The following is a 22,821-nucleotide window of genomic DNA, read 5'->3' as shown; positions in this document are numbered from 1 at the left end:
CATGCCCATCAAAAAAACCACCGCCAGTACCAGCACAGAAGACAAAAAAATCATCAAACCCACTAAAGCACCTGCCTCAAAAAGAGCAGTGACAAAAACCAAAGTCGCTGACACCAAAGAACTGCAAGATGAATTAGAGACCGTCGATGATGACATAGTCGGTGATGATATAGATGACACTGATGGCGAGCTGGTTCCAGAGATTGAGTTAGCGCCCGTAAAAAGCAACGCCAAAGGCAAAAAAAACAAAGAGCAACTCACTGAACACACAGCCGCTACCATGGAGTTCAAGCGCAGCCAGATGAAAAGCTTGATTAAATTGGGCAAAGATAAAGGCTACCTGACACACGCTGAAATCAACGATAACTTACCTGATGACATGGTTGAGGGCGATGCACTGGACACGGTCATTTCTGCGTTTGCCGACATGGGCATTCGGGTGTATGAGCAAGCACCAGACGCTGAAACACTCCTTATGTCTGACAATGTGCCAGTGGCCAGCAATGATGACGACACTGAAGAAGAAGCAGAAGCTGCCCTGTCAACAGTCGACTCTGAGTTCGGTCGAACGACAGACCCTGTGCGCATGTATATGCGTGAAATGGGCACTGTCGAATTACTGACCAAAGCACAAGAAATTGAAATCGCTAAACGCATTGAAGAAGGCCAACGAGAAATGATGGCTGCCATCTCAGCATGTCCATCAACCATCCAACAAATCCGTGAGCTTGTGGATAAAATTCGCTCAGGTGACTTGGCTATTGATGATGTGGTTGATGGCTTTGTTGGTGGTGTTGAAGCAAACTTCGCCGACGAAGCGGTCGAAGAGTTTGATGATGACGATGATGACGCAGGCGACGAAGATGGTGGCGCCAATGGCATGAACACCAAGCAACTTGAAGCCCTCAAAGATCAAGCCCTTGATAAATTTACAGCCATTGAGAAGCACTTTGACAAAATGCGCTTGGCTTTTGGTCGTGATGGCTATCGTTCAACCCCATACAACAAAGCCCAAGATGCCATCACCAATGACTTGATGAGCATCCGCTTCACGGCCCGTACCGTTGATAAATTGTGCGACTCTCTGCGCTCACAAGTGGAATCCATTCGAAAAATCGAACGAAAAATCCGCGCCCTCTGTGTCAATCGCATTGGCATGGATCCGAGTTTTTTCATAACCAATTTCCCAGGCCACGAAACCAATTTAGACTGGTCAGTTGAGCTGCTTAAAGGCAAACACACCTTCAATACTTTGCTCACACGCAATATGCCTGCACTACAAGAATTGCAGAACCAACTCATTGAATTACAGGCTCAAGTGGTGCTGCCATTGATTGACCTTAAAGACATTCACAAACAAATGGTCGCAGGCGAATCAAAAACCCGCGATGCCAAAAAAGAAATGACAGAAGCGAATTTACGTCTCGTGATTTCGATTGCCAAACGCTACACAAACCGTGGCTTACAGTTTTTGGACTTGATTCAAGAAGGCAACATCGGCTTGATGAAAGCCGTGGACAAGTTTGAATATCGCCGTGGTTATAAGTTCTCAACTTACGCCACATGGTGGATTCGCCAAGCAATCACTCGCTCAATCGCCGATCAGGCACGCACGATTCGTATTCCTGTGCACATGATTGAAACCATCAACAAGATGAACCGCATCTCGCGTCAAATCTTGCAAGAGACAGGTAATGAGCCAGATGCAGCACTACTTGCCGAAAAGATGGAAATGCCTGAACACAAAATCCGCAAAATCATGAAAATCGCCAAAGAGCCGATTTCCATGGAAACTCCGATCGGTGATGATGAAGACTCTCATTTGGGCGACTTCATCGAAGACGGCAACACGATGACACCAGCGGAAGCCGCGTTACACACGGGGATGCAAGACATCGTTAAGGACGTCTTGGATTCGCTGACACCGCGCGAAGCGAAAGTTCTGCGTATGCGTTTTGGCATCGAGATGACCACCGATCACACCCTTGAGGAAGTGGGCAAGCAGTTTGATGTCACACGCGAACGCATCCGTCAAATCGAAGCCAAGGCACTACGCAAGCTTCGTCACCCGTCACGTTCAGAAAAACTCAAGAGTTTCTTGGAAAACACCTAAACTTTTCGGTACAATGCCAAACATTAACTGCTGTGCTCATGCTTTGGCAATGAGAAGCAACATGAAAGAACAGAGGACTCATAACCCTTTGGCTTTTTCCTGATTGATTGTATTTCTTAAAAGGTTTTGGGCCATTAGCTCAGTGGTTAGAGCAGAGGACTCATAATCCTTTGGTCGTAGGTTCAAGTCCTACATGGCCCACCAAATAAAAAGCCGCGTCCCGAAAGGTTCGCGGATTTTTTTTTACCTACAAAATGCGTTGTTACCTACAAAGCCAGCGGGTCAAATCCGAATAAACCCCTTAAACGACTTGAGCTAACGCAGGTGGTAAGAATCTGAGGGCTTTGGTGTGAAAACCCGTTCGATGTAAACACCGTCGATCCTGTCGAATATTTGACCGGTGTTGCGAATTACCACAACCTTATCTACCTTGGTTTCCAAAGATTCAATATCTTCAATTGTTGCGATTCCTTTTTCTTCAAAAAAAATTTGAGGGAGCTGCTGTGGTTCTTTGTATGGGACAAAATCAGTCATTTCATATCCTTTATTTAAAGTGATAAAGTAACTCTGTAGTTCTCAGATTGTGGTTGTGGCGCTTTATCACCGAATGCCCTGTCTTTGAGGAAAGAAGGGTCATTTCCAACATGATAGGGCATTCCGCTTGGATTTGTTGCGGTTGCCCCGTGCCACCCGATTGACATATTAATCAGCCCACCAGAAGAAAGATCAAAAAGATCATTAACAGTAGATATTGCCAATGCAACAATATCTACTGTTGGACTAAGCCCACCAACCGCGCTTGATATAAGTCTCCAATTCGGATTGTTGTTTAAAACTACGCAATCAACTAATCCAATAATACCACCACCCGTTAGAATGGCCTTTTGCCAAGCGTTCACTGGCGGGTTCGTGGCAAAAGGAAACTCAAAAGTGACCCCCAAAAAGTCAAGTTTTTGACGAGCAATGAAACAAACGCCGATTGATTGTGAGGGGTTTGACGAAAGCGGAAGATCAGCTATACATGAAATTTTGGCACGCTGCCAGCTTTGCGCACCGTATGCGCCCCAACCGCTTGCTGGTTCATTCCAAGAGGCTTTTACGCTATCATTATAAACGCTGTATGATTGAACTGTAACATTGGCGCGAACCTCTATGACCTCACTTGATCTTACATAATGAGTAAGATCGGACTTTAGATAGACAGTAACATTACTCGAGTTTTCAGGTATTCTCGAAAAAGCCTCTTTGATTGATTTGAGCGGCGCAATTCGAGTGCCGATGTTTAAATCGGAGCCGAGGTTAGGGTCTACGTAGTACGAATCTTGCTCCGCAACTGTGCCATAGTACAATTTACAAGAACCGTCAGGCTGTGGATCGATTTGCAACAAGTTACCAGCGCGAGGTGATAGTGAATTGCAGAGGTTTGCCTTTGTGTTAATTTGAGAATCTGTGTATTTTTTTGATTCGGAAAGTGCTTTTTCCGTGGCCATAAAGCCGTACCAAAACAAATAATTCAATTGTTCGAGTGATAAAGTGCCGCACTTCAAACCTTCAAGTAATTGGGCAGGTGTCATTTGCTCAATCAATGAATCAGGATCACTTGCATAAGTATCAAGTGTGTCAATATTCAAAGCGTCTTTTATTTCATCGCGTTGCTCTTGTGTAAGTGCCATTTAAAACCTCCAAAAAATTAATCACAAAAAACGTGGGTTATCTCTACGCCGCCCAAAATCGGCAAAATCGAATAAACAAAAGGCAAGTAAGCCTTTTCATCTGTGCTCAAGTCATGGCCGCTTATCCATAGTATTTTTCCGCGTGTGTCAGAAACAATCACACATCGCCTACCAAACCACTCAGTCAAACATGCCTCGACGTTTTTCCTGCTGGGTGCCATCCGCTGCCATCGTGGTAATACGCGTGCAATTTTGCGCATCAATTCAATATCATTTTCACAGGTCAGCCTCTTGGTCTCGCACGTCGAGCAAAAAGGCTTGCAGTAAAAATTGCACTCCTTGACTACACCGCACCTTGTGGTTTTAACTTTGCCGATTGGCACAAGGCAGGTGTCGTCTGTTGTGTCCAGCACGATAGATGTAGGCCCACCGATGAGCGTGTAGTAAGTCATAAAGCATTCGCAATCCTCGCTTTCTGCCGATATACACACGCCGCACACTGCCTGTGCAATCTTTTCGAGCGGTGATAATGCCGACTTAAAAAGCTCTTTTAGTACCGTGTTGTCTTTTTTCGATGGGCTGATCAATCGAGGCAGGAACTTCTGCTCGAAATAACATGGGTCGCAAAAATCAGGCAAAAAAATAGGCTCTTTGCAAGAGCCTTCGACCGCCAAACCAAGCGGGCTATCATTGATCAGCATTGTGCCGACTCCTCAACGAATGTTATGTGCATCGGGTGTAGTACTGGGTACTCCCACGGTTTCATTGGCACACAATCGCTAAAATCTTTGCACCAAAAATACCCTGCTGAGTTGGCGCATTCCTGTGGGCTTTTGTTTGTGAAATCAACCGTCTCAAGCACACCGTCGCAGTCGTAGAAGTCCACTAATTCAGGCGCACACTCTTCGGCGATGAATTTTGCGCCGCGCTTCGAGATTTTGACGCTGTTTAATTTCACGCCCGCGATTTTTTCAATGGACTGCAAAATCTCCACAGAGCCAACTGTGCCGCCAAGACTGTACCTTTTTTCACAGTTGAAAGTTTTTACAACCTGATTGGCAATTTGAGCCCACTGATCAGGAGCGCACTCGCTAATTTGACCGTGAATCTCAAGCGCAATGATGACCCGTTCGGCTGGCTGATAGCGGTAATCGTAGCACTCACCATCTAAGACGTATGTATCTACCTTGTCGCCGACAAGTGTGTAAAAACCAGTAGGAATGCCCTCATAAAGTTGCTGGGCAATCGCGCCATCAGGTATCACCTCACCTTGTTTGTTTTGCACAATGAGCATTGTCTCTGTGCCATAAACCGCCTTTGCGTAAGCCACGTTTTCAGCACGCATTGCGGCAATCACCAAGTCACCATTACGCACACCGTCTTTATCCAACTGCTCAATCAGCTTTCGTGCGTCAGCCTCTGTGCGGCCAGTCAAGTCAATACCAAACCTTGATCCGTGCAATGCCGCAAGCCAGTTTACATCCGCCGTTCGGTAGTCAAGTTGGTTTTGCAATGCCTCGACTTGCAAGTAAACTTCAGACAATGCCGCAGAAAAACCGGCATACATCTGCACCATTGGGTCACTGGCGTTAGCATCTGCATCCATCAAAGCGTTTGGGCTTGGCAGCACCCCTGATCCCTCAAGTGCCAAGGCCATATCGCGCAGAATATCGTTTTGTTTTTTAATCTCAACCAACATTTATAGCCCCTAATTGCACTTCTTGATAAGCGTTGTCGCAAAAAATTCTCAAGCACGGTATCGTGATCTTAATCGAACGATTCACCTCATCTTTTGTGATGTCAATTTTGCCGATAATAAATTGAACGCCATCAATTGAAAGTATTGTTTTGCGAATATTCGCAATTTGCTGCGCGCGCATCTGATCGAATGTGTATCGGTTGTTGATGAATATTTCTTCATAATTCAGGCCGTACTGCCATTGGTACCATATCTGATGTCGTGACATGCTGACCTTTTCCACAACGCGCTGAATGATCATGTTTGCACCACTTGTGAATGCAATTGTGCCGAAGCCGTTTTCGTTGGTCCCGACCATCACATCAAGTGACGCATCCAAAGCAATTCCACTGGTCATTTTTGAAAAGCCTCCGCACTTGGTGAGCCTGTACCACAACATCCTTTAACGATGCTGTTTAGCTCTTTGACAGCATCGACTAGAGACACACCCGCCGAATCTTTTATGTCGATGCCAGACTCTGTGAGTATGATGGTGCTGCCTTTGTACTTGATGGTCAATTCGTCTCTGTGAGATACTTTTAAAACAGGCATGAACCATCCGTTAGAACGCTGCCGAACCGCTGCATGCTCAATGTCGCCATCACCATCAAAGTCTGCGACAATAAAAATGCCCTGCATACCAACTTCGGGTGGGATGTAGATGCCTGATTCATTGTTACCGATGCCGCAAACGTAACGCACGCCCTCATAGTCCAATGGCTGCGTTACATCATTGCGATTGCCGACACCATCAAATCGAACAACGCTTTGCAGCGGTTTAACGTCGATAACATCATCATAAACGTTGGTTATCTCGGCTGGTATGGCCACAGACTGCCTAAATGCGTTGGCCATGCCATGGCTACGCATCACTTCATTTAACGATTGTTTGTTATTCATCAGCAGTTCACATTCGATTGTCGCCCTGTTTGAGTTGGCGATATGGTCTTCTTGTCATCCATGTTTTTGTAGCGCATGGTGAACTTATGATCGCCATCGCTATTTGATAGCTGCATGTCAATCTGATTTATCTGATACGTACCTGACCCGTAACGTGCTTGCACAGTTATTGCCATGTCAGGGCGCACGTTTGGTATGACGATGGTCTCGATCTCCACCCCGTCATCGGTTATCTTTGGGTATCCAATTAATCCAGTTTGTGGGGTAAGAACAAGTCCAGTGTCTTTGACCACTTCATTTTTTGGCGTGACATTCAGAATACCATGAGTGATATTCCACTTCGAGTCAGTGCTTAAACACACATCATCGAGCACGTCTCGGCTGTAGTCGCCGTTGTATGTAATGGTTTTCCCAGTGGTGATTTTTTTGCCTAACTTTATTGTGCCAGTTTCGATGCCGTACTGGTTTTTCATGGCGTCCGCAGCCAGTTTAGCTGACTTCTCTAAGTCGCCTTTATCTGACTTATCAACAACGCTCGCGCCTTTGTACGCCTGTGCACCGTCGCCGATGTCAATCACCCACACTCTGTCAACGCCTTGCACAGATGACGTGATGTTCTTAATTTTCCCCAAAAACATCAACCCAATGTTTTCTTCGTCACCCTCAGGCGAGTACCCAGCCCATATTTCTGCGGTTTTGTCGTTCTGAAAAATCTTTTTTGCTGATTGTTCTGATAGGTTGTAGATTGTCACCTGCGCATCGTTTGGTGTTGACTCTGCTGATAGTGAGCAAGTGGCCGTAATCTTCAATGGCCGAACAACTTTTCGGCCTTGGTAACGTTGCGCACCACCAACCTCAATACCGAGCTCAGGAATCCTGATGGACAAGTAACGATTAAAAGCCGTCATGGGTTTGCGCTTCCATAAACAAGAACCGTATCAGGGATGCCGCTTCTATTTTTTTTTGTCAGTCGATAAAACCAGTCATGCCTTGGTTGGCCAACTGTATCAACCACCACCAAATCATTCACATTCTCAACGCGCTCAAATATGTTTGTGCCTACCATCAGTCTGACACCGCAGACAATTGGCTTTTCCTCGTGATACAGCGAATAAGTCCAATAATTCACAAGGTAGTTGTAATTCAAACGAACCTTGTACTCACCCACCACGAATGATTGGCAAAAATCAGGGGTTACCTCGATGTACTGAAATGAACTCATGTCATATTCTTTCTAACCAATTCAAAAAGCACACCAACGTAGGTTATTGGCCTCACATCGCCACGCTGACGCTCTGCGCTCAGAATGGCCGTGTCGTTTTGGTCGCCAGTTGAAAACATCGGGTGGCCAGTGTCACGGGTCTCATGCATTGGCTTGTTATTGGTGTCTTTTCGGCTGGTATTTGAGTCCAAAATGTTTTTATCGCCGCCAACTTGCGGGACTTTGACAAATTGGAACTCGTCAAAACCAATATCAACAGTGAGGCTGCCCTCTTTGCCAATCTCACGGTCAGTTGATAATGACGTGATGGCCATGTTCTCGTACTGATAATGACCCATGTAGATGTCAATCAGCGCGTCTGGCGTGGTGGTCTGTTTGTTCTTTAAGTCACGCAGACGCTCGTAACACTGCTGCATCCGCTCAATTCCCTGCGGCGCAGTTGGTTCAGTTTCACCCTCTACAGTGATTTTGATGGTGACATTGACTTGGGCTGGCTTGTTTTGGTTAAAGTCAACCAAGAAAGGCCGATCTACGTCATCGATTGGGGACTGTGTCACGTCGGACTGTGCCGTGTCCGATTGTTTCATCGTGACATTCCACTCAACACCCTCGAACAAGTCACCGAACGCTGGAATCAGTAAGACGCTCAAAATGTACCCCCAAATGCAGCCGTCGCGGTTTGCCGCGCAAAATCAGGTGAAACAGCACGGTCAACAGCTTGCTTTGTGGTTGCGTTGACTGTGATGTTTTGAACCATTGACTTACTATAAGGAGAACTTGCAGACGTTGCAGGCGTTGCTGTACTTGCAGCCGCACCCCCACCGCCAACTTGGTCAATATTGACACCTGGCAGGTAGTTCATCTTATCGATAACCCAATTGATGCCACTAATTAGAGTGTCTTTAAAGGCGTTCCACCAACCCATCATTTTATCCAGCACGCCTGAGAAGAAGTCACCGACGCCTTGCCACGCTTTCTTAATAAATGCGACAATGGTGTCCCAGTTTTTATAGATAACAAAAGCCGCAGCAGCAATTGCCGTCAAAACCAAACCAATAGGATTCATCAAAATAATGCGGCCAAGTGTCATAAAGACTGGTATGAGTTTTGATCCGATAGTTGTGGCCACATTACTAAGACCATCAAGCAGCGGGCCAACTAAACCACCAGCAGATAGTGCTTTAAAACCAATCATGGCATATGCCAAGTTATCCCACCCGCCTGTGACTTGAGCCAGCCAATCCAAAACATTTGCACCAGCAACAACTATCGTCCCAAATGCCGCTGCGACCTTGGCAATTTGCGGCAAAATCGCTTTCAAACGTTCGGCAAATTCTTGGGCTTTGCCTTTCAAACCCTCGATGCCACCCTGTGAGTCTATAAACTGTTTAATCAAGTCAGAAATGACAGGTGCCACCTCTGAACCTACCACGGCTTTTAAATAGCCGAAGCTTTGGTTCATATCCTCCATCTGAGAGGTGAACTCTGCTGTTTTATCGGCCTGTTCTTCCGTCACCACGCCAAGCTGGCGGGCTTTGAATAGCAATTGGTCAATGTTTTTCGCGCCTGATTGCAGTAGCGGCACAAGGTCTGTATCAATGCCGAGTTTTGAAGCCATGGCAATTGCTTCTTGACGTGATAAGGCCTCCATTTTCTTAGAGATTTCACCAATCACCTGTTCGGTTGACTTTACAGATCCGTCGGCATTTTTCGCAGAAATGCCGAACTTATCCATCATCTTTGCGCCCTTGCCGACACCAAGCGCAGCCTCGCCAATCACTTTGTTTAAGCCTGAAACAGAAGCCTTGAACGCTTCAGGACTTGCACCAGCCTTTTGAGCCGCATAACCCCACTCTTGCAGAGCCTCTATGCCTATGTTGTTCTTGTCGGCAAAGTCGCCCATCTCATCGATTTCGTCGGCTGTGCTTTGAGCCAGCTTAAACAAAGCAACTCCAGCACCAGCAGCAGCGACACCCATTGCCACTAAACTTTTGATGCCCGCTTTCATGCCCTCACCGATTTGGGTGCCTGCCATGTGCGCACGCTTCTCAAGGGCAGCCATTCTCTCACCGGCATCATCGGCTTTATCAGCAACTCTTTTCAGGTCTGCCGCAGCCTCATTGCCGTTGAGTGCCAGGTTGATGACAAATTCCATCAGCTTCATTTTTTCTCTGCCCTGTATTGCTCGGCCGCATTGTCGTATGACTTGCGGTCAAGGTATTCGTGCATAAAAAAAACATCCTGCCATGTAAAAGCACTGTCAACAAATATCTCACGATAGCTGCACATTTTTTCGTTGATTAAACGCCAAAATATCCACTGATCATTGATGTTTGTGAAGTGCTTTTCACGGACGAGAATGTTTATTTCGTCTTGTTTTGCAAAAAGGTACTTGTTTAAGCGGCTGTCTGTGCTCGGCTCAATAGGCTTGTAATTAGCCGCTGCGTAAAAAAACCTGCAGCGTTCACCTCCAAATAAACCAAAGCAACAGCCATCAAGTCATCACGGTTACTGATTTTGCTGTTGATGACAGCTTGTTTTAAATGAACAAATGAGCCATTTAACTCAATCAGAGTCGCCGCACAAAGCTCGTATTTAAGCTCGTTCACATCTTCCTCTGCTAGCATGGTTTCAATCAGGCCCATTACCTTTGCACCAGCCTGTTGTTCTGAGTAGTCAGATTGATCGCCTGTGAACTCGGCCCAAATACTGCTTTGGTATTTCGACAAAATCCGCTTGGTTCGATTGATTAATCGGTCAGACTCAACGAGCGGCAAGCGGTTGACTTTGAACTTATTGCCATCAATTGTGAACGTCGCATCGCCGCGCTCTTGGATATTGACATCCTCAAGCGTGGCAAAGAGTTCGGCGATTTTTAAGAACGTAAATTCCATCTAGTCACCTCACTTGTTCGGACGCTTGTAGTTTTTGATTCGAGCAAAGGTAAACTCGACCTCTTCAAAAAGCGATGAGCCAGCACCCCACGCAAAAAAGTTTTCAGGCGCAGAGACCAAGCAGCATGTCAAATCCATGTGCATACCGCTGTTTAAACTGTCAATCGTGATTGTTTGAGCCTTGATGCCGTCATCTTGGCCGATGATGAGCAGCTCTTTGATCGTCTCAAGTGCTGGTGAACCCTTGACCATTTTAATCTTGATTTTGCCGCCCGTGATTCGAGAAACATCAGCTGCAGAGTGCTCACCATTAATCGAGGATACGATTGTTGCATCCGATTTCTCAGGCGTCACCAAAACCGCATCTGACTCATTGGAAACGATAGCGGGCGTCAAGTCAAGGTCACCATATTTGACAATGAGACTGCTGTCACTGGCGTTATAAACAAAGCAATTATCAGCCATTATTAAGCTCCTGTTGAATATAAATCGCAGACATCGAGGTCAACGAACGACAAAGCACCAGCGTCGGTGTAACACACGCGCCATAGTGGGTTGATTCGCTGTTCTTGTAGGTTTGGTTCTGCTGTGGCTAAATGACCACCCCACAAAGCCCACGCCGTACCGTTGCGCAACAGCGGGTTGCCGTATGCGTCGGTGTCCTCATAGGGCTGTGGTGTACCCGAGAACAAACGGTTATCCTGCATCAAGCTCATCTCAAAAGTGATGACATTGGCAAGGGCATTTTCACCGTACTTGTCATAAGTCACTTTACGGTTGCCAACCAAAAGCTGAGCAATTGCCGCACGCAGACGACGGCGCACGAAAATTGACTTGTGGATAGAGTCTATCCACTTGCCTGTCACAGTCATGCCAGCTGTCTCTCGTGTGTATCCGTCTGACTTGATATAGACGTTTGCATAACCGTTGTTGTTGTCACGAATCACGCCTGTTGCCATGCGCCCTGTGACTTCTGCGACTTCGCTACTGGATAGCAATTCGGCCTTGATGCCAACCCAGCCAGTGCCCCCCACTGGCTTGGCGTCCATGGTGTAATCCAAACCACGCTTAGACAGGTCCGAACCAGCGACATAACCAGCATAAATCAGGTGACGTGCCTTGTAGACTGTTTGCGTCAGGTACTCACCGACATTGTCAGGGTCAGGGATTGGGTTGCCGATTGTATCGAGCTGGTATTCACACTGGCCTTTAGTCCACACCACTGTTGTATTGTGTGCGCCGATACCATTGAGAACCGCCTTAACGCTGCCGCCGTTTTCAGAATCCAAATCGTTAGGATCAGTTGAAAGCGCAAAGAACATTTTTTCGTGCTCAATCGCCCAAGCAGAAGCCTGAGCGTATTTAGCCACTGCCGCCGCACTGTCGGTGTAGTCGATGACCGTTTTATCCGCCGCAAAACTTAGCCAGCAGTTATTGCAGGCAATCACCTTGTCAAGCTCATCGGTCAAAGACTCCGCAGGGTCAACCCACACGATATTTAACATGCGGCGCAAGCCGTATGTTGCATTGGCAAAGTATGTCTTACAATCAGCAATAATCGGTGCGCCAGCAGTGAACAAGTCAACGGCTTCCGAGCTTGACGTGATTGTCACAAATCGATTGTTTGCGCCAAGTTTCCCGCCCGCCGTGTCAGAAGTCAGATAAACGACCTCCTGACAGTTTGGGTCCACAATCATTACTCGGCCAGTAAACGAGATTGAACTGTTTACACTTCGGCCAATGTCTGGGTTACATACCACATCACAAGTTGCCATTGTTACTCCTTTAGTTACAGTTGCCATCTTGTGGCAGTTGTTGAATTAAAAAACCGTCGCACGAGGCGACGGCTGGGGATTTTATTGTTGCGACTTTTATCGATTGGCTCATACAAACTTTGATTGTAGGCCTCATCACAGCGTGTTCTTCAAACACGCCATGCCTCATCTCTTGTGGCACGTTGTTGATTCGTACTGCAAAGTCTGAGGCGTCAATGCCGTATTGCGCCAAGGCGTCTTGAAAGACGAGAAGCTGTGAGCGTGTGATAACCTTTGCCAAAACGTCAATCGCCGAGGCGTATGGCTGTGTGACTGGATCAGGGTTGCTAAAACTTGTCTTTTCGCCACTGCCACGGTAAACGTCTAACTGGAGGTCACATGAATATTGCATCGTCACCACTTCGCAGACTTCAGTGTCAGATTCGATGCGCTCTGTTTTTCTTAAACCAGTCGGATTTATAGACAAAACATGAACAACGCCATATTGTGATTCGCCACGGCTTGCCTGCTCGTATGGCCTGCGCCAATTAATACCAGTGATGAGTGATAGGTATTGGACCAAGAACGCGCAAAGTTCGTCCTCATAGCTAAAACGCTTAGGCTTTGAGCATGTTGATGACCTGCTTGTTACCTGGTAAAGCTGTTCATCAGTAAGACTGCGTGTGTATTGCAGCGATTTTATGCTGTCGAATGAGTACGCTGTTGTCATAAGTCGGTCAATCCATCGCCAAAACCAGCCTGCATCTCTTGGTGGTTGTCTCGCCACAAATAGCACTCACTTCGGTATGCCCCGTTCATTGCTGGGTGCGTTTCATCGCCAGCTTTATTTAGACGAGCCGTGTGTCGTGGCTTCCATTTTTGACCATCAAAATTTATGATCGTTGGAAAGCCTATTTGTGGATGGCTGCTCACTGAGTCCAACCCACCCAAATAAATACCATTCGGGAAAATGTCCGAATAAGTCGATGCAAGTGCCAAGTTGCGCGGGTCTTCGTTGTCGATGTGTACGATAATGGCCGCCTCGGTACGCTCACCCTCATACAGTGATTCATTTAGCCCGTCGCCGCCAACCAAGGGCTGGCACACTGCGTAGGCCTCAATTGTTCGCCACTGAGCGATTTTAGAACGACCATCCAATTCATCCCATGTGACACCAACCGCAACGTCAATCGCGATCAACTCAGCAAAGTGCCAAATCGCATGGCGCGCATTTTCTGCACGCTGACCAAGCGGTGGGTTCATCACTGTTGGCTGTCGGTATCTGTCACTTTGGATCAGGTAATCTTTGCGGATAACCGTCATTTTTTCACCTCTACAAAGTCAACAGAGCCAAGCATCTTGCCAGTGTCAATAAGAGGCCTCGAAGAACCTTTCTTCTTGACTGTCTGCTTGTCGTTCTCAATGAAGCTGCCGCGTGATATTTGGTCTTTGATTTTGCCAACCAACATCAACCTAAGCAAATCACTGGCTGCATCAGGGTTTTTTACCACCCCAGCTTGCAACGCATCCCTAACCTTGTTTGGTTCAGAATCAAACTCATCAGCTGCGTTTTTCATGAATGGGCGCGGTGGGATTCGTTCCTTGCCATCCTTTTTCGTGCCGTACTCCTGCCACGCAGCGACCTGAGCAACAGTCGCACCATTCTCGTACTTTTGTCCGCCAGTCGTTTCCTCTGGAAAGCCGACTTTGTAAACCTTGTTCAATCCGCTAAGGTTCTCAATGATCAGCTTTGAATGGTCAACTTTTTTCACGATTAAAGCCCGTGGTTATAGTACGTGTTGATGTGATCCGCATACATCGCATAAGTATCGCCAAGCTGCTTGCAACCGCACGATGACGGCTTTAACGCTAAGTGCATGGCGATACGTGCCCCCTTGCATTGGCTGTAAATCAAAGCAAGGCGACCCGATGGGGTTGCCTTGACTGACTCCTGAGACCGCTGCATGAGTGTGTAATTACGCTGCGTGTCATAGACCTTGTCACTGGTGACGTATGCCACTGCATCACCGTTACCGTCTATCGTGGTCACGCCGCCCTCAGTGTGGAATAGCTCTTGCAGCAATGCATCAATCTGCAAAGCCAAAGCCTCGTCAAAAATCTTTGGGCAATACTTCGACACGTTGATCATGCGGGCGTCGTTTGTGGCAAGCAAAAGGGCAAGAAAGTAATCATCATCGCTGATAGATTCGTACTTCTTGCCCATTGGCGTGCTGATAAACCAAGCCGCGTCGTAGATCATACAGGCCGCTCTGCTTTGTCAATCGACACGGCTGAATCTGCCTTTTGTTTCACTGGCTTTGATGGCTTTTCAAAAGGGTCATCAGTTTTTTTTGTTTTGTTGAACAAATCGGTCAACTCTTTATGGTCAAACAAAACGTAGCCATTTTTTGCTAAAAGCAAGGCCTCGCTTGTTGGTTTGCCATCTTTGACCACAGCCAGCGCCTCCTCATCAGAAAGCTCGCCAGCACCAGTTTTAAGCTCAACCAGTCGAATTCCTTTTGCATGACAGACTGATAAGAACCGCTTGCTTGCTGTGTAATTTACATAACGCATATCAAATCCCCTCGAACCAAATTGCAGAAGAATCTTTTTTCGCTGTCACACCACCGAATGGTGCCCACAACCCCATTTTGAAAGTCCAGCCATCCTGACGCATTTCAGTGCGGCGTTTTGTACCGTACTTCACAGAGTAAGTACCTGAACCGAAACGCGTTGTTACTGCAACACCAGTTGCACCGCCTGAATCGGCGATACCTTGCAAATTCAAGAAGTCCAACGGCATTAACTCTGTGGCAGGCTGTGGGAAGCTCAGTGCTGGATTAGACAACAACAGCATTTCTTTCGTCCACTGCTCAAGAATCGTAGGTGATTGACCATCACCCATGCGAACCATCGATAGATAAGCATATTCGGCTGTTGAGAGCTGAATAACAGATGGATAGAGGTTTGACTTGCTTTGAGCTTTTGACTGCTCGCGCATCAATTTCAAGTCGGCCAATACTTCGCTTGGCGTCTTGTCTTCCCAGCGGCGTTTGCCTGCATTAACTGTGGACTCGGGCACCAAGATTTTTGGCGGGTTGAGGCTTGTGAAATAGCCAGGCAGTGCAAACTGTGGCAGTCCTTTGAAAAAATGCTTTTCAACGAAGGTGTCCATGTCTTTTTGACGCTCTGAGATTTCTCGTGCAATCAAATCGACACCGTCACGGGCTGCTTTTTCGAGCTCAAAGTAACCAATTTCCACAGCAGTGGTCATTGGTTTGATGGTCAAAGGCTCGCCGTATTGCTTTTCTTCAAAGCCCTGAGTCGGCGTGCTGTTTGAATGGTCAGCACCGATTGTTACCTCGCCACGTTTGTAATCTGTTGAGTAAGGCAGTACGATGTCGCCCAAATTTACATTGATCACATTACCCCACTCGCGGGACTTGTTGAGGTAGATCAACTCAGGCGCTGGTTCGCTCACATCTTCCAGTACAACGCGGGTTTTTAATTCAATGATACGACCCAAAATCGATGATTGGCTATTCGCCATCTTTGATTCATTGGCCAACTGCACAGCCTGTGCATTGGTCAAAATTGCATCGATGGTAGAAACCAGTTTTTCCTTGCTCTTTTCTTTGTTCTCAAACTTGAAACCGACAAATTCATTGAGCAACTCGGTTGCCTTGTTTTTAATGATGAATGTCATTTTTTACTCACTTTCCTGTCAAATTCAAATAAACCGTGGCACCACTACCTTTTGTACCATTGGTGCGGAACTCTGCGCCAACCAGCTCACGCATGTTGGCACCCAAATCAGGATCATTAAGGTTGCCGATAACTCCATAGCCCTGTGTTGCATCGGCAGCGTCAGGAGTCTTTATTAAAAAGCCAACCTTGTCACCAACCTTAACATCTGTACAAAGCGGTACATAGACAGCGCCTGTACGCGCAACGGGGATTGAATCGCATTGCTTTTGCCCGTAAGAGATACAGCCATCAGACTGCGCATCCAAACCAAACAGAGGCATAGGTTTGTCGTAAAAACTTGACTCAACTGTGACTCCGTAAATGTGGTTTTTGCCGTCGCGCTGCGTGAATGTATTGAGCGCAGGAATAGCGTTACCAAGTGAATCAGTGAATTTAGCATCGCCATCTTCATGAGGCAGCATGACAGAGTGATTGGCTGCGCGTTCGTGATACTCAGCTTGTGAGCTGGTTTGCTCTGCTGAATAAACAACACGACCAAAAGGGATGTGGCTACCATAAACCGCTGCATCGACTGCATATTTGTTGTCAAACTCAGCCCACTGGCCCCACTTCTTGTTTTGCATATTGCTCATTACTGACCTCCAAAAGTTTTTTCCACGTTTTCCTCGAAAGAGCCACCTACGCTCAATTGCGCATCGATTGGCTTGGCATGTTTTTTGCCGTTTTGCAAAGCAAAGTCAAATGCAGCCTGAACATAAACATCGGTTGCATCATCAGGCATTGAGTGACCAATTTTTTGCAGCGCCGCTTTCATCGCTGCTGTTGAATTTGTCAGCGGTACACTTGATTTCTCGCCCGTCATTTCGACAATTTTTTCTGACAAATCAGACCAAGAGTTAGCCAACTTCTCGGCCTCTTTTCTGATTTCATCTTCTGACTTTTGAGCCTTTTTGAGCATGTCATTTTCAGCACGCAGCTTTTCGAGCTCAGTTTTGGAGTTTTTCAACTCCGTGTTTTCAAGCGTCAGTTGTGCTACCGTCGCCTGCAATTCTTTGATGTCCATATTTACATCCTCTTTAATAACCACCTTTGAATTTGCCAGCGAACCGCCAGCCCCTGCACGCCCGAACTCAACCAGCGCAACGTGATTGAGACGGATGTTTTTTATCAAGAAATCCGCGCCATCCGGTGCGTTTTCTTTGTCAATATCAGCAGTGAAGCCAATAGATAATTGGTTAAACTCCTGCGTTGAGAATTTAGCGATTGCGTCGCCATTAGTAATGAGGACTTTGCATTTGACTCGGCCATCATCTTGATATTCGCCATTGCTTATCACAGAGCCGATGCCATGCTCTTCACGATGGCTCAGAGTGTCGATGAAAACATGATCAAAAGTCAGCGGCAAGCCGACCATCAAATCGGCAAGTCGTTTAGCCTCTTCATCGCTGATAAACCCATTCATAATCCTGTCAGAGAAACCGTCCCCGACTTCCCAGTCGTAGTACTCGTAGATGCCGCTACGAAAAGGATAGCCATTCAAAATCACAGCACCATCAGATGTTCGCTCAATGTTGTTTAGGTCTAATTTTTCTTGACCCTTATATCGAGCGTCTTGCTTTTTATTTCCCAAAGAAATTTTGCTCACAAGTTTTTTATTCATAAAATCTGCTCCAATACATCATCGGTTATCACGTTGATTGCCACGCATCGGCAATTCACATCCTGACCTGGCTCATTGCCACTGTCTGAGTCGGTCTGCTCGCCATATTTGTAAGTTTTGCCGTCGCAAATATCGTGGTCATCACGCACGCGCTCATCGCCAGCCGTGCGCCACTCGTATGACGTGATTCCAAGTGCGACAGACTTCACTTTTGACATATCAGCGTTGAGCTTTGCCGTCTCTGTCCGCGCAATGGTTCGCGCCCTGCTACGCGTGACGTTTCCAGCCTTTTCGATGCGATCTATCAACGGCGGCAAGTCCCTAGGATCTTTAGCTATCTCACGTGTGATTCTTGTCGCCACGTCATTACTGACCGACCTAATCAGCGTGGTATTTGCCGTGACATATGCCTCGCGCAAAAACTCAATTGCTTTAGGCTCAATCAGACTTATAAGACCAGAGGCTTTCCTTTTTCCCAGCGCATCGCTCAAAAGCTTTTTAAACTTCCTTGCGTTGTAGTCTCTGATTTCATCAAATAAAAAAGGCAGCTTTTTAGCTGCCTCGTCTATCATGCTTGCGTCTAACTCACCCAAACGCCCAATGATTCTTTTAATCAAGTCATTAAGCAACTTCCTGTGGCTCGACTCTGGCTTAATCGGTGCTGGTGGTGTCTGTACTTTGGCTACCATCTAATGACCCGTAACGTGATTCAATCCGCTTCAAAATGCCATCCTGCACAGCTGTGTCTAACATGTCAAAATAAATCTTGTCAATTTCCGCCTGAGTTTTTTCGATTCCGATTTTTTCCGACTCACTCTGTGGTCTAACAGATCCAAAAACGATTTTTGGCGCATCGAAGCCCGCCATGGCGTCCATCCATTGCAGCATGTCGTACAGCGTGGTCTGCATAAGTTGCTCTACCATGTCAAAATAGATTGACAGTGTGCTTGCATCGTTATTGCCAATGCCGCCTACTTGTGAGCCAAATATCTTTACCTCAGGTATGCGAGTGGACGCGACGAAGTTATTTTTTAGCTCATTGAAAGCCTTTACAATTCCGTCAAGTGCGCTCGCAATTGATAGACGCTCAACCTTTTCAAGGTCTAAGTCGTAAACTACCCCAGTGTGGTTGTCAGTGCCGTTCGTTGCTTGATGAACAGCCTTAAGCTTCATCACCAAATCTATTTTCTGCTCATCTGTAACCGCTGCATCCATTTGATCGGCAAGGTCTTTTATACCTCTGGTGTCAACAATGGCGCGCTTGAGAATGTAGAAAATCTCGTCCAGCCCTTTTTTGTAGACTGTGTAAGCTTCGGTTATAAGGTCAACCTCTGAGCCACTGATGATGTTCAAATCTCTCAGTGACTGAGTCCTGAAACCGCTCAGGGAAAAAACCTCAAAAACATTATCAGGGTGGATTAATTTTTCATCGCCGTTTTTTGTTTTGATGGAGAACACACCATCATCATTTCTTTTGCCCTGCACCACTTGGAAACCATTTACGCCGCCAGTGATTTTACTTGCCATGTCTTTTGTGGTAACTGGTATTACCAAAGCGTTTCCATTGATTTTTGCAAGCAGGACCGCATCGTGGAAAAGGTGCTGATAGCCGAATTTACGTTCGATTGCATAACCATCATCATCGAGAATTCGCCACGCCTTGATTGCGTCGTTTATAGGCGCAGTGAGTGCATTAATGACCAATGGTTGCTTCAGCATCTCGGTCATTGGCATGTTTTGTATTGAGAAGTTGAAGCCCAAGGCGCGCCAACCTGCCGCTGCCGCGTAAGGCGAAAAAATTGTTTTATCCATATCTCACAAAACCTCTCGGGTCTAATCGACCGCCAAGCCCAAGACCTGGGCTCGCTCGTGTTCGCACTTCAAAGTGCAGGTGACAGTCCTCGCCGCGCATCCCTCGTGCATTACCTGTATCACCAGTCGCGCCCATGGGCTGACCAGACTTTAACTGTTGGCAAGCTTTCACATCAACCCGTGATAGGTGCGCATAAAACGCATAAACTGGATTGCCGTTATGCGTTAATACCGTTTTAATACAAATCTGAAGCCCATAGTCGCCACCGTTGCGAATGAATGCCACCACCCCATCATCAACCGCCAAAATAGGCGTGCCAATGTCTGCCTGATAATCCTCGCCCTGATGAACACGCTTGCCGCCACTTCTTACCCTGCCAAATCTGTTAGATGGCGAGTTTCTGCGAATTTTCACTCTCGGTAATGGTCCGCTAGAGAACATTATTTATCCAAATAAAAAAGCCAAGCATTGAGAATTTTAAGAAGCCTTTGCGTCATGGCGAATCAAAACCATAGCCAACTCACGCGCCAACTCACTTATGACGTTGTCATACTTACGCATGTCAGTTTCATTAGTGATAAAACAGGTTTCAAGCAGACAGACTGCACCATGCTCGCGCATCACGCCCAGGCGTTTACGCGGCGTTTGTGATTCTTTTTTGACACCGCGAGACTTTAGACCTGTGTATTTAATCATCACGTCAAGCACATCCATTGCCAATGCCAAGTCATTGCCTTGGGCATCGTCACCGACAATCACCTCAACGCCTGTCGCCGTTTTTGGACCAGCGTTAAAATGAATGTCGAGCACCACAGAGCCGCTGCCTGTATTGCATTTATTCAGTACAGTAGCTAGACCGTCGCGGTCATCGTCGGTCTTGAATTTCGCACCGTGGTTCTGCAGGTGTGCTTTGATTTTGTCGCGAAACTTGATAGTTTCAGCGGACTCTGTTCGTCCGTTTACGCCGACCGCTCCGCTATCACCGCCACCATGCCCTGCAATTAAAAAAATCATTTCGCAACTCGCTTATTGAACACAGAAAGCAGCACACCAACGATGGCAGCACCTGATCCTGCTATGACTTCTACGTCGCCAGCCTCGATGATGCCCTTGCTCACCAAAACTCCGCCCAAAATCGTCAAACCATGGCGCACTAAAATACCAAAAACAGTTGATAAATCCATTTTCAAACTCCTATAAATTCGGCCACAGACGCGACCAATAAAAAAGCCGCGATAAACGCGGCCACCACTCCCACCTTAAGCAGGGTGAAAATTAAGTCTTCATTCGCTAACAATTCCGTCACCGTTCACGACATGACGCTCAATCAGCATCTGAACAATCTGGTCGTACTGTGATTTAACAACTTTTGCCTCTGCATTAAGTACTGCGATGTGCTGTTCAAGTGCCACAACCCGCTTCTTAAGTGAATCTTCCTCACCTTTGTCGGTACCAAAAAGTTTAGGTAAAGCCCCTGTAGATGCAGCTACCAGCGCACCGATAATCATTAAAATTACCTTCTCGCTCGCCGCTGGCATTGGCACATAAACCAAAAACAGAACAATGCCAACCAACATGAATAGAAACAAAAGTGCTGCGACTTTTTCAAAAATATTTCTCATTTTTAAATATCTTCTATTTTTCAATGCGAGAAAGTTAATGTAACAACTTGCGGTGGTAAAACCAAGGTACTTCCCGAAGAATTCACGAACCTAAATGCAAAAACACTTGTGTTGAAGTCGTCGGATGCCCCGCTTGAATAAGTCTCAAAGGACACAGCATTTTCTGCAATCGCATCATTAGACCGCCAAGCCTTACGAGTTTCAACAACATTCCAAGCACCAGAAACATACTTCACAAGTTGCACTGCAAAGTCCTGATAACTACCTGGCGTGATCGAAAATCTGACTGTTGCTTTCAAATTTCGAAGCACAACGTTGTTCATCTTAAAGTAGCCATTCGGCGCACCAAGTTCGCTAAACGTGCCATTGGGGGCGGCGGGCGTCCCACCTGACGCCACACCGAGATAGGGCATGTTGTTCAACGTTGTGAGTGTCGGACTTCCTGTTACAACACTTTCGCCCAGTATGAAGTTAGTGCCTGTGGCAAAGTTCGTGTTAGCGGCGATTGTCCAAGTATATCTTTTCACAAGGTCTTTTTCATAATTTTCAACCCACGTTCCAGAACCCTTAGTTGCGTTCGCAACGGTACAAATCTGTTGCAACCATTGACCATTTACAAGGGTAAAACGAACGTCTCCAACGCTGTCCGCTGTAAACGATGCAACGCTGACATAATGGGTATTTGATGACTTTGTTTGCACATTTCCGCTGTGCACAGTGTCACCTGAGCCGAGCACCGCCCATTTTTGCGTTTTTGTGACACCTGACGCAGCTTCGACGATGATATTAGTGTTAGTTGTGCCATCCGCTTGGATGCTCATGCCACCTGCACCTACGCCAACACCTGATTGCCTCAGAATGTGCGCCCATGCTTGGGTTGCGACCCATGTTGTGCCACTTGATACATCAACACCAATGCCATTTGTTCCGAGTTGCGCAGTGGCAGTGTTAGCGAAGCGGCTAATCGGGGCAGCAGTGACATTAAGCCCTAAATATCCGTTTGAACCATTTACCCACACCGCATTCGGTGACGCGTTATTGAATATCTTGAAGGTGCGACCTTTGTTGTCAAAGTTGTTTATTGAGTTGTAAGCACCCATTTCCCAAAACGCTATTGGGTCAGTCGATGTGCCCAACTTTAACTTCGGGCCTACTGCATCTAGTGGGTCAATCAGGAATTGGTTTGTTGTGCCAGCGTTTAAAGCCCGTAAAGCACCAACTGCGTCGACTGTGTGTATTGGTGAGCCTTGATTTACGCCGAGCCTTTTATTTGTACTCGAATAGACAAAACCTGCGTCAGACGTTGTGGAGTTCGCGCCATTGTAAAAAGAGACACGGCCAGTCACGCCTGAGCCAGCCAAATAGGTGCTGTTGTCGTATGATATTGTTGTACCGTCAGCCTTGACAAAACCAGTCCCATTAATTTGCGGCTGTCCGCCTAAGTCCACGAGGGTTGGTTTGGGTACTTTAACCCACTTATTATTCTTGATTGAATAATGCCAAACGCTATCTACTACGCCATTGGCCGTGCCGTCCGATGTCTTGACAAAAACGCTGCCATCATATTTATTGAACTGGCTTTCAGTTAATGTACTGGGGTCTGATTCAGTGCCGAACGTGACAGAAGGAGCTGTCGGCAAGGCCAAGCATACGGTGGAAATGAATAATAAAAACGCAGAAACTAAAGACTTCATTTACCTCTCCAATAGTGGCGGGGGGATTCT

29 protein-coding genes and 1 tRNA gene are annotated in these 22,821 nt (G+C 46.7%); 2 read left to right on the top strand and 28 right to left on the bottom strand.

What is annotated here, in order from left to right; translation table 11 throughout:
• Position 1 precedes the first annotated feature (1 nt).
• Positions 2-2,113, top strand: a complete 2,112-nt coding sequence (gene rpoD, locus IE082_RS01815; protein ID WP_308428985.1) for an RNA polymerase sigma factor RpoD — start codon at positions 2-4, stop codon at positions 2,111-2,113.
• Positions 2,114-2,241: 128 nt separating this feature from the next.
• Positions 2,242-2,317, top strand: a tRNA-Ile gene (locus tag IE082_RS01810).
• 111 nt (positions 2,318-2,428) lie between these two features.
• Here IE082_RS01810 and IE082_RS01805 read toward each other — a convergent pair.
• The 28 genes from IE082_RS01805 to IE082_RS01670 all read right to left on the bottom strand — a co-directional run bounded on the left by IE082_RS01805 (position 2,429) and on the right by IE082_RS01670 (position 22,791).
• A complete protein-coding gene (locus tag IE082_RS01805) occupies positions 2,429-2,647 on the bottom strand; it encodes a hypothetical protein (RefSeq protein ID WP_189490761.1) in 219 nt (72 codons plus the stop codon).
• 14 nt (positions 2,648-2,661) lie between these two features.
• A complete protein-coding gene (locus IE082_RS01800) occupies positions 2,662-3,786 on the bottom strand; it encodes a hypothetical protein (RefSeq protein ID WP_189490759.1) in 1,125 nt (374 codons plus the stop codon).
• A gap of 17 nt (positions 3,787-3,803) precedes the next feature.
• Complete coding sequence (locus IE082_RS01795) at positions 3,804-4,487, bottom strand: hypothetical protein (protein ID WP_189490757.1); 684 nt, start codon at positions 4,485-4,487, stop codon at positions 3,804-3,806.
• A complete protein-coding gene (locus IE082_RS01790) occupies positions 4,481-5,485 on the bottom strand; it encodes a hypothetical protein (RefSeq protein WP_189490755.1) in 1,005 nt (334 codons plus the stop codon). The genes IE082_RS01795 and IE082_RS01790 overlap by 7 nt, the downstream gene beginning before the upstream one ends.
• A complete protein-coding gene (locus IE082_RS01785; protein WP_189490753.1) occupies positions 5,475-5,882 on the bottom strand; it encodes a hypothetical protein in 408 nt (135 codons plus the stop codon). Before IE082_RS01785 ends, IE082_RS01790 begins: the two co-directional genes overlap by 11 nt.
• Positions 5,879-6,424, bottom strand: a complete 546-nt coding sequence (locus IE082_RS01780) for a hypothetical protein (protein ID WP_189490751.1) — start codon at positions 6,422-6,424, stop codon at positions 5,879-5,881. The genes IE082_RS01785 and IE082_RS01780 overlap by 4 nt, the downstream gene beginning before the upstream one ends.
• Positions 6,424-7,332, bottom strand: coding sequence for a hypothetical protein (locus IE082_RS01775; protein ID WP_189490749.1), 909 nt, complete (start codon positions 7,330-7,332; stop codon positions 6,424-6,426). Before IE082_RS01775 ends, IE082_RS01780 begins: the two co-directional genes overlap by 1 nt.
• Positions 7,329-7,646 (bottom strand): phage baseplate plug family protein, encoded by a 318-nt coding sequence (locus IE082_RS01770; protein ID WP_189490747.1) that lies wholly within the window; start codon positions 7,644-7,646, stop codon positions 7,329-7,331. The genes IE082_RS01775 and IE082_RS01770 overlap by 4 nt, the downstream gene beginning before the upstream one ends.
• The gene (locus tag IE082_RS01765; protein WP_189490746.1) at positions 7,643-8,296 is read right to left on the bottom strand and encodes a phage baseplate protein; all 654 of its coding nucleotides are present in this window, start codon (positions 8,294-8,296) and stop codon (positions 7,643-7,645) included. Before IE082_RS01765 ends, IE082_RS01770 begins: the two co-directional genes overlap by 4 nt.
• Entirely contained in the window at positions 8,293-9,801 is a 1,509-nt protein-coding gene (locus IE082_RS01760; RefSeq protein ID WP_189490743.1) for a phage tail tape measure protein, read from the bottom strand. The genes IE082_RS01765 and IE082_RS01760 overlap by 4 nt, the downstream gene beginning before the upstream one ends.
• 241 nt (positions 9,802-10,042) lie before the next feature.
• Complete coding sequence (locus IE082_RS01755; RefSeq protein ID WP_189490741.1) at positions 10,043-10,540, bottom strand: hypothetical protein; 498 nt, start codon at positions 10,538-10,540, stop codon at positions 10,043-10,045.
• A 9-nt stretch (positions 10,541-10,549) separates the two neighbouring features.
• A complete protein-coding gene (locus tag IE082_RS01750) occupies positions 10,550-11,005 on the bottom strand; it encodes a hypothetical protein (RefSeq protein ID WP_189490739.1) in 456 nt (151 codons plus the stop codon).
• A 2-nt stretch (positions 11,006-11,007) separates the two neighbouring features.
• On the bottom strand, positions 11,008-12,315 hold the full coding sequence (locus IE082_RS01745; protein WP_189490737.1) for a hypothetical protein: 1,308 nt from the start codon (positions 12,313-12,315) through the stop codon (positions 11,008-11,010).
• A gap of 10 nt (positions 12,316-12,325) precedes the next feature.
• Entirely contained in the window at positions 12,326-12,877 is a 552-nt protein-coding gene (locus IE082_RS01740) for a hypothetical protein (protein WP_189490735.1), read from the bottom strand.
• Positions 12,878-13,020: 143 nt separating this feature from the next.
• Complete coding sequence (locus IE082_RS01735) at positions 13,021-13,617, bottom strand: hypothetical protein (RefSeq protein WP_189490733.1); 597 nt, start codon at positions 13,615-13,617, stop codon at positions 13,021-13,023.
• A complete protein-coding gene (locus tag IE082_RS01730; RefSeq protein ID WP_189490732.1) occupies positions 13,614-14,066 on the bottom strand; it encodes a hypothetical protein in 453 nt (150 codons plus the stop codon). The genes IE082_RS01735 and IE082_RS01730 overlap by 4 nt, the downstream gene beginning before the upstream one ends.
• 2 nt (positions 14,067-14,068) lie before the next feature.
• A complete protein-coding gene (locus tag IE082_RS01725; protein ID WP_189490729.1) occupies positions 14,069-14,554 on the bottom strand; it encodes a hypothetical protein in 486 nt (161 codons plus the stop codon).
• Positions 14,551-14,868, bottom strand: a complete 318-nt coding sequence (locus tag IE082_RS01720; protein WP_189490727.1) for a hypothetical protein — start codon at positions 14,866-14,868, stop codon at positions 14,551-14,553. Before IE082_RS01720 ends, IE082_RS01725 begins: the two co-directional genes overlap by 4 nt.
• Before the next feature lies 1 nt (position 14,869).
• Complete coding sequence (locus IE082_RS01715; protein ID WP_189490725.1) at positions 14,870-16,000, bottom strand: major capsid family protein; 1,131 nt, start codon at positions 15,998-16,000, stop codon at positions 14,870-14,872.
• Positions 16,001-16,007: 7 nt separating this feature from the next.
• On the bottom strand, positions 16,008-16,625 hold the full coding sequence (locus IE082_RS01710) for a structural cement protein Gp24 (RefSeq protein WP_189490723.1): 618 nt from the start codon (positions 16,623-16,625) through the stop codon (positions 16,008-16,010).
• 8 nt (positions 16,626-16,633) lie between these two features.
• On the bottom strand, positions 16,634-17,662 hold the full coding sequence (locus IE082_RS01705) for a DUF2213 domain-containing protein (protein ID WP_268244677.1): 1,029 nt from the start codon (positions 17,660-17,662) through the stop codon (positions 16,634-16,636).
• Positions 17,659-18,351: a phage head morphogenesis protein gene (locus IE082_RS01700; protein WP_189490719.1), complete on the bottom strand. Its 693-nt coding sequence runs from the start codon at positions 18,349-18,351 to the stop codon at positions 17,659-17,661. The genes IE082_RS01705 and IE082_RS01700 overlap by 4 nt, the downstream gene beginning before the upstream one ends.
• Entirely contained in the window at positions 18,314-19,474 is a 1,161-nt protein-coding gene (locus IE082_RS01695; RefSeq protein ID WP_189490717.1) for an anti-CBASS protein Acb1 family protein, read from the bottom strand. The genes IE082_RS01700 and IE082_RS01695 overlap by 38 nt, the downstream gene beginning before the upstream one ends.
• On the bottom strand, positions 19,467-19,889 hold the full coding sequence (locus IE082_RS01690) for a M23 family metallopeptidase (protein ID WP_189490716.1): 423 nt from the start codon (positions 19,887-19,889) through the stop codon (positions 19,467-19,469). Before IE082_RS01690 ends, IE082_RS01695 begins: the two co-directional genes overlap by 8 nt.
• A 63-nt stretch (positions 19,890-19,952) precedes the next feature.
• Positions 19,953-20,489 (bottom strand): N-acetylmuramoyl-L-alanine amidase, encoded by a 537-nt coding sequence (locus IE082_RS01685; protein WP_189490714.1) that lies wholly within the window; start codon positions 20,487-20,489, stop codon positions 19,953-19,955.
• Entirely contained in the window at positions 20,486-20,659 is a 174-nt protein-coding gene (locus IE082_RS01680) for a Pam3-gp28 family putative phage holin (RefSeq protein ID WP_189490712.1), read from the bottom strand. The genes IE082_RS01685 and IE082_RS01680 overlap by 4 nt, the downstream gene beginning before the upstream one ends.
• Positions 20,660-20,758: 99 nt before the next feature.
• Positions 20,759-21,097 (bottom strand): hypothetical protein, encoded by a 339-nt coding sequence (locus tag IE082_RS01675; protein WP_189490710.1) that lies wholly within the window; start codon positions 21,095-21,097, stop codon positions 20,759-20,761.
• 20 nt (positions 21,098-21,117) lie between these two features.
• Positions 21,118-22,791 carry a hypothetical protein gene (locus IE082_RS01670; RefSeq protein WP_189490708.1) on the bottom strand — a complete coding sequence of 558 codons (1,674 nt, stop codon included), beginning with the start codon at positions 22,789-22,791 and terminating at the stop codon, positions 21,118-21,120.
• Positions 22,792-22,821: the final 30 nt, after the last annotated feature.

Origin of the sequence: Formosimonas limnophila (genome assembly GCF_014652675.1) — a bacterium.
Classification (GTDB): Bacteria; Pseudomonadota; Gammaproteobacteria; order Burkholderiales; family Burkholderiaceae; genus Hydromonas; species Hydromonas limnophila.
The sequence above is the reverse complement of the archived record's forward strand: the minus strand, read 5'-3'. Positions and strand labels throughout refer to the sequence as shown.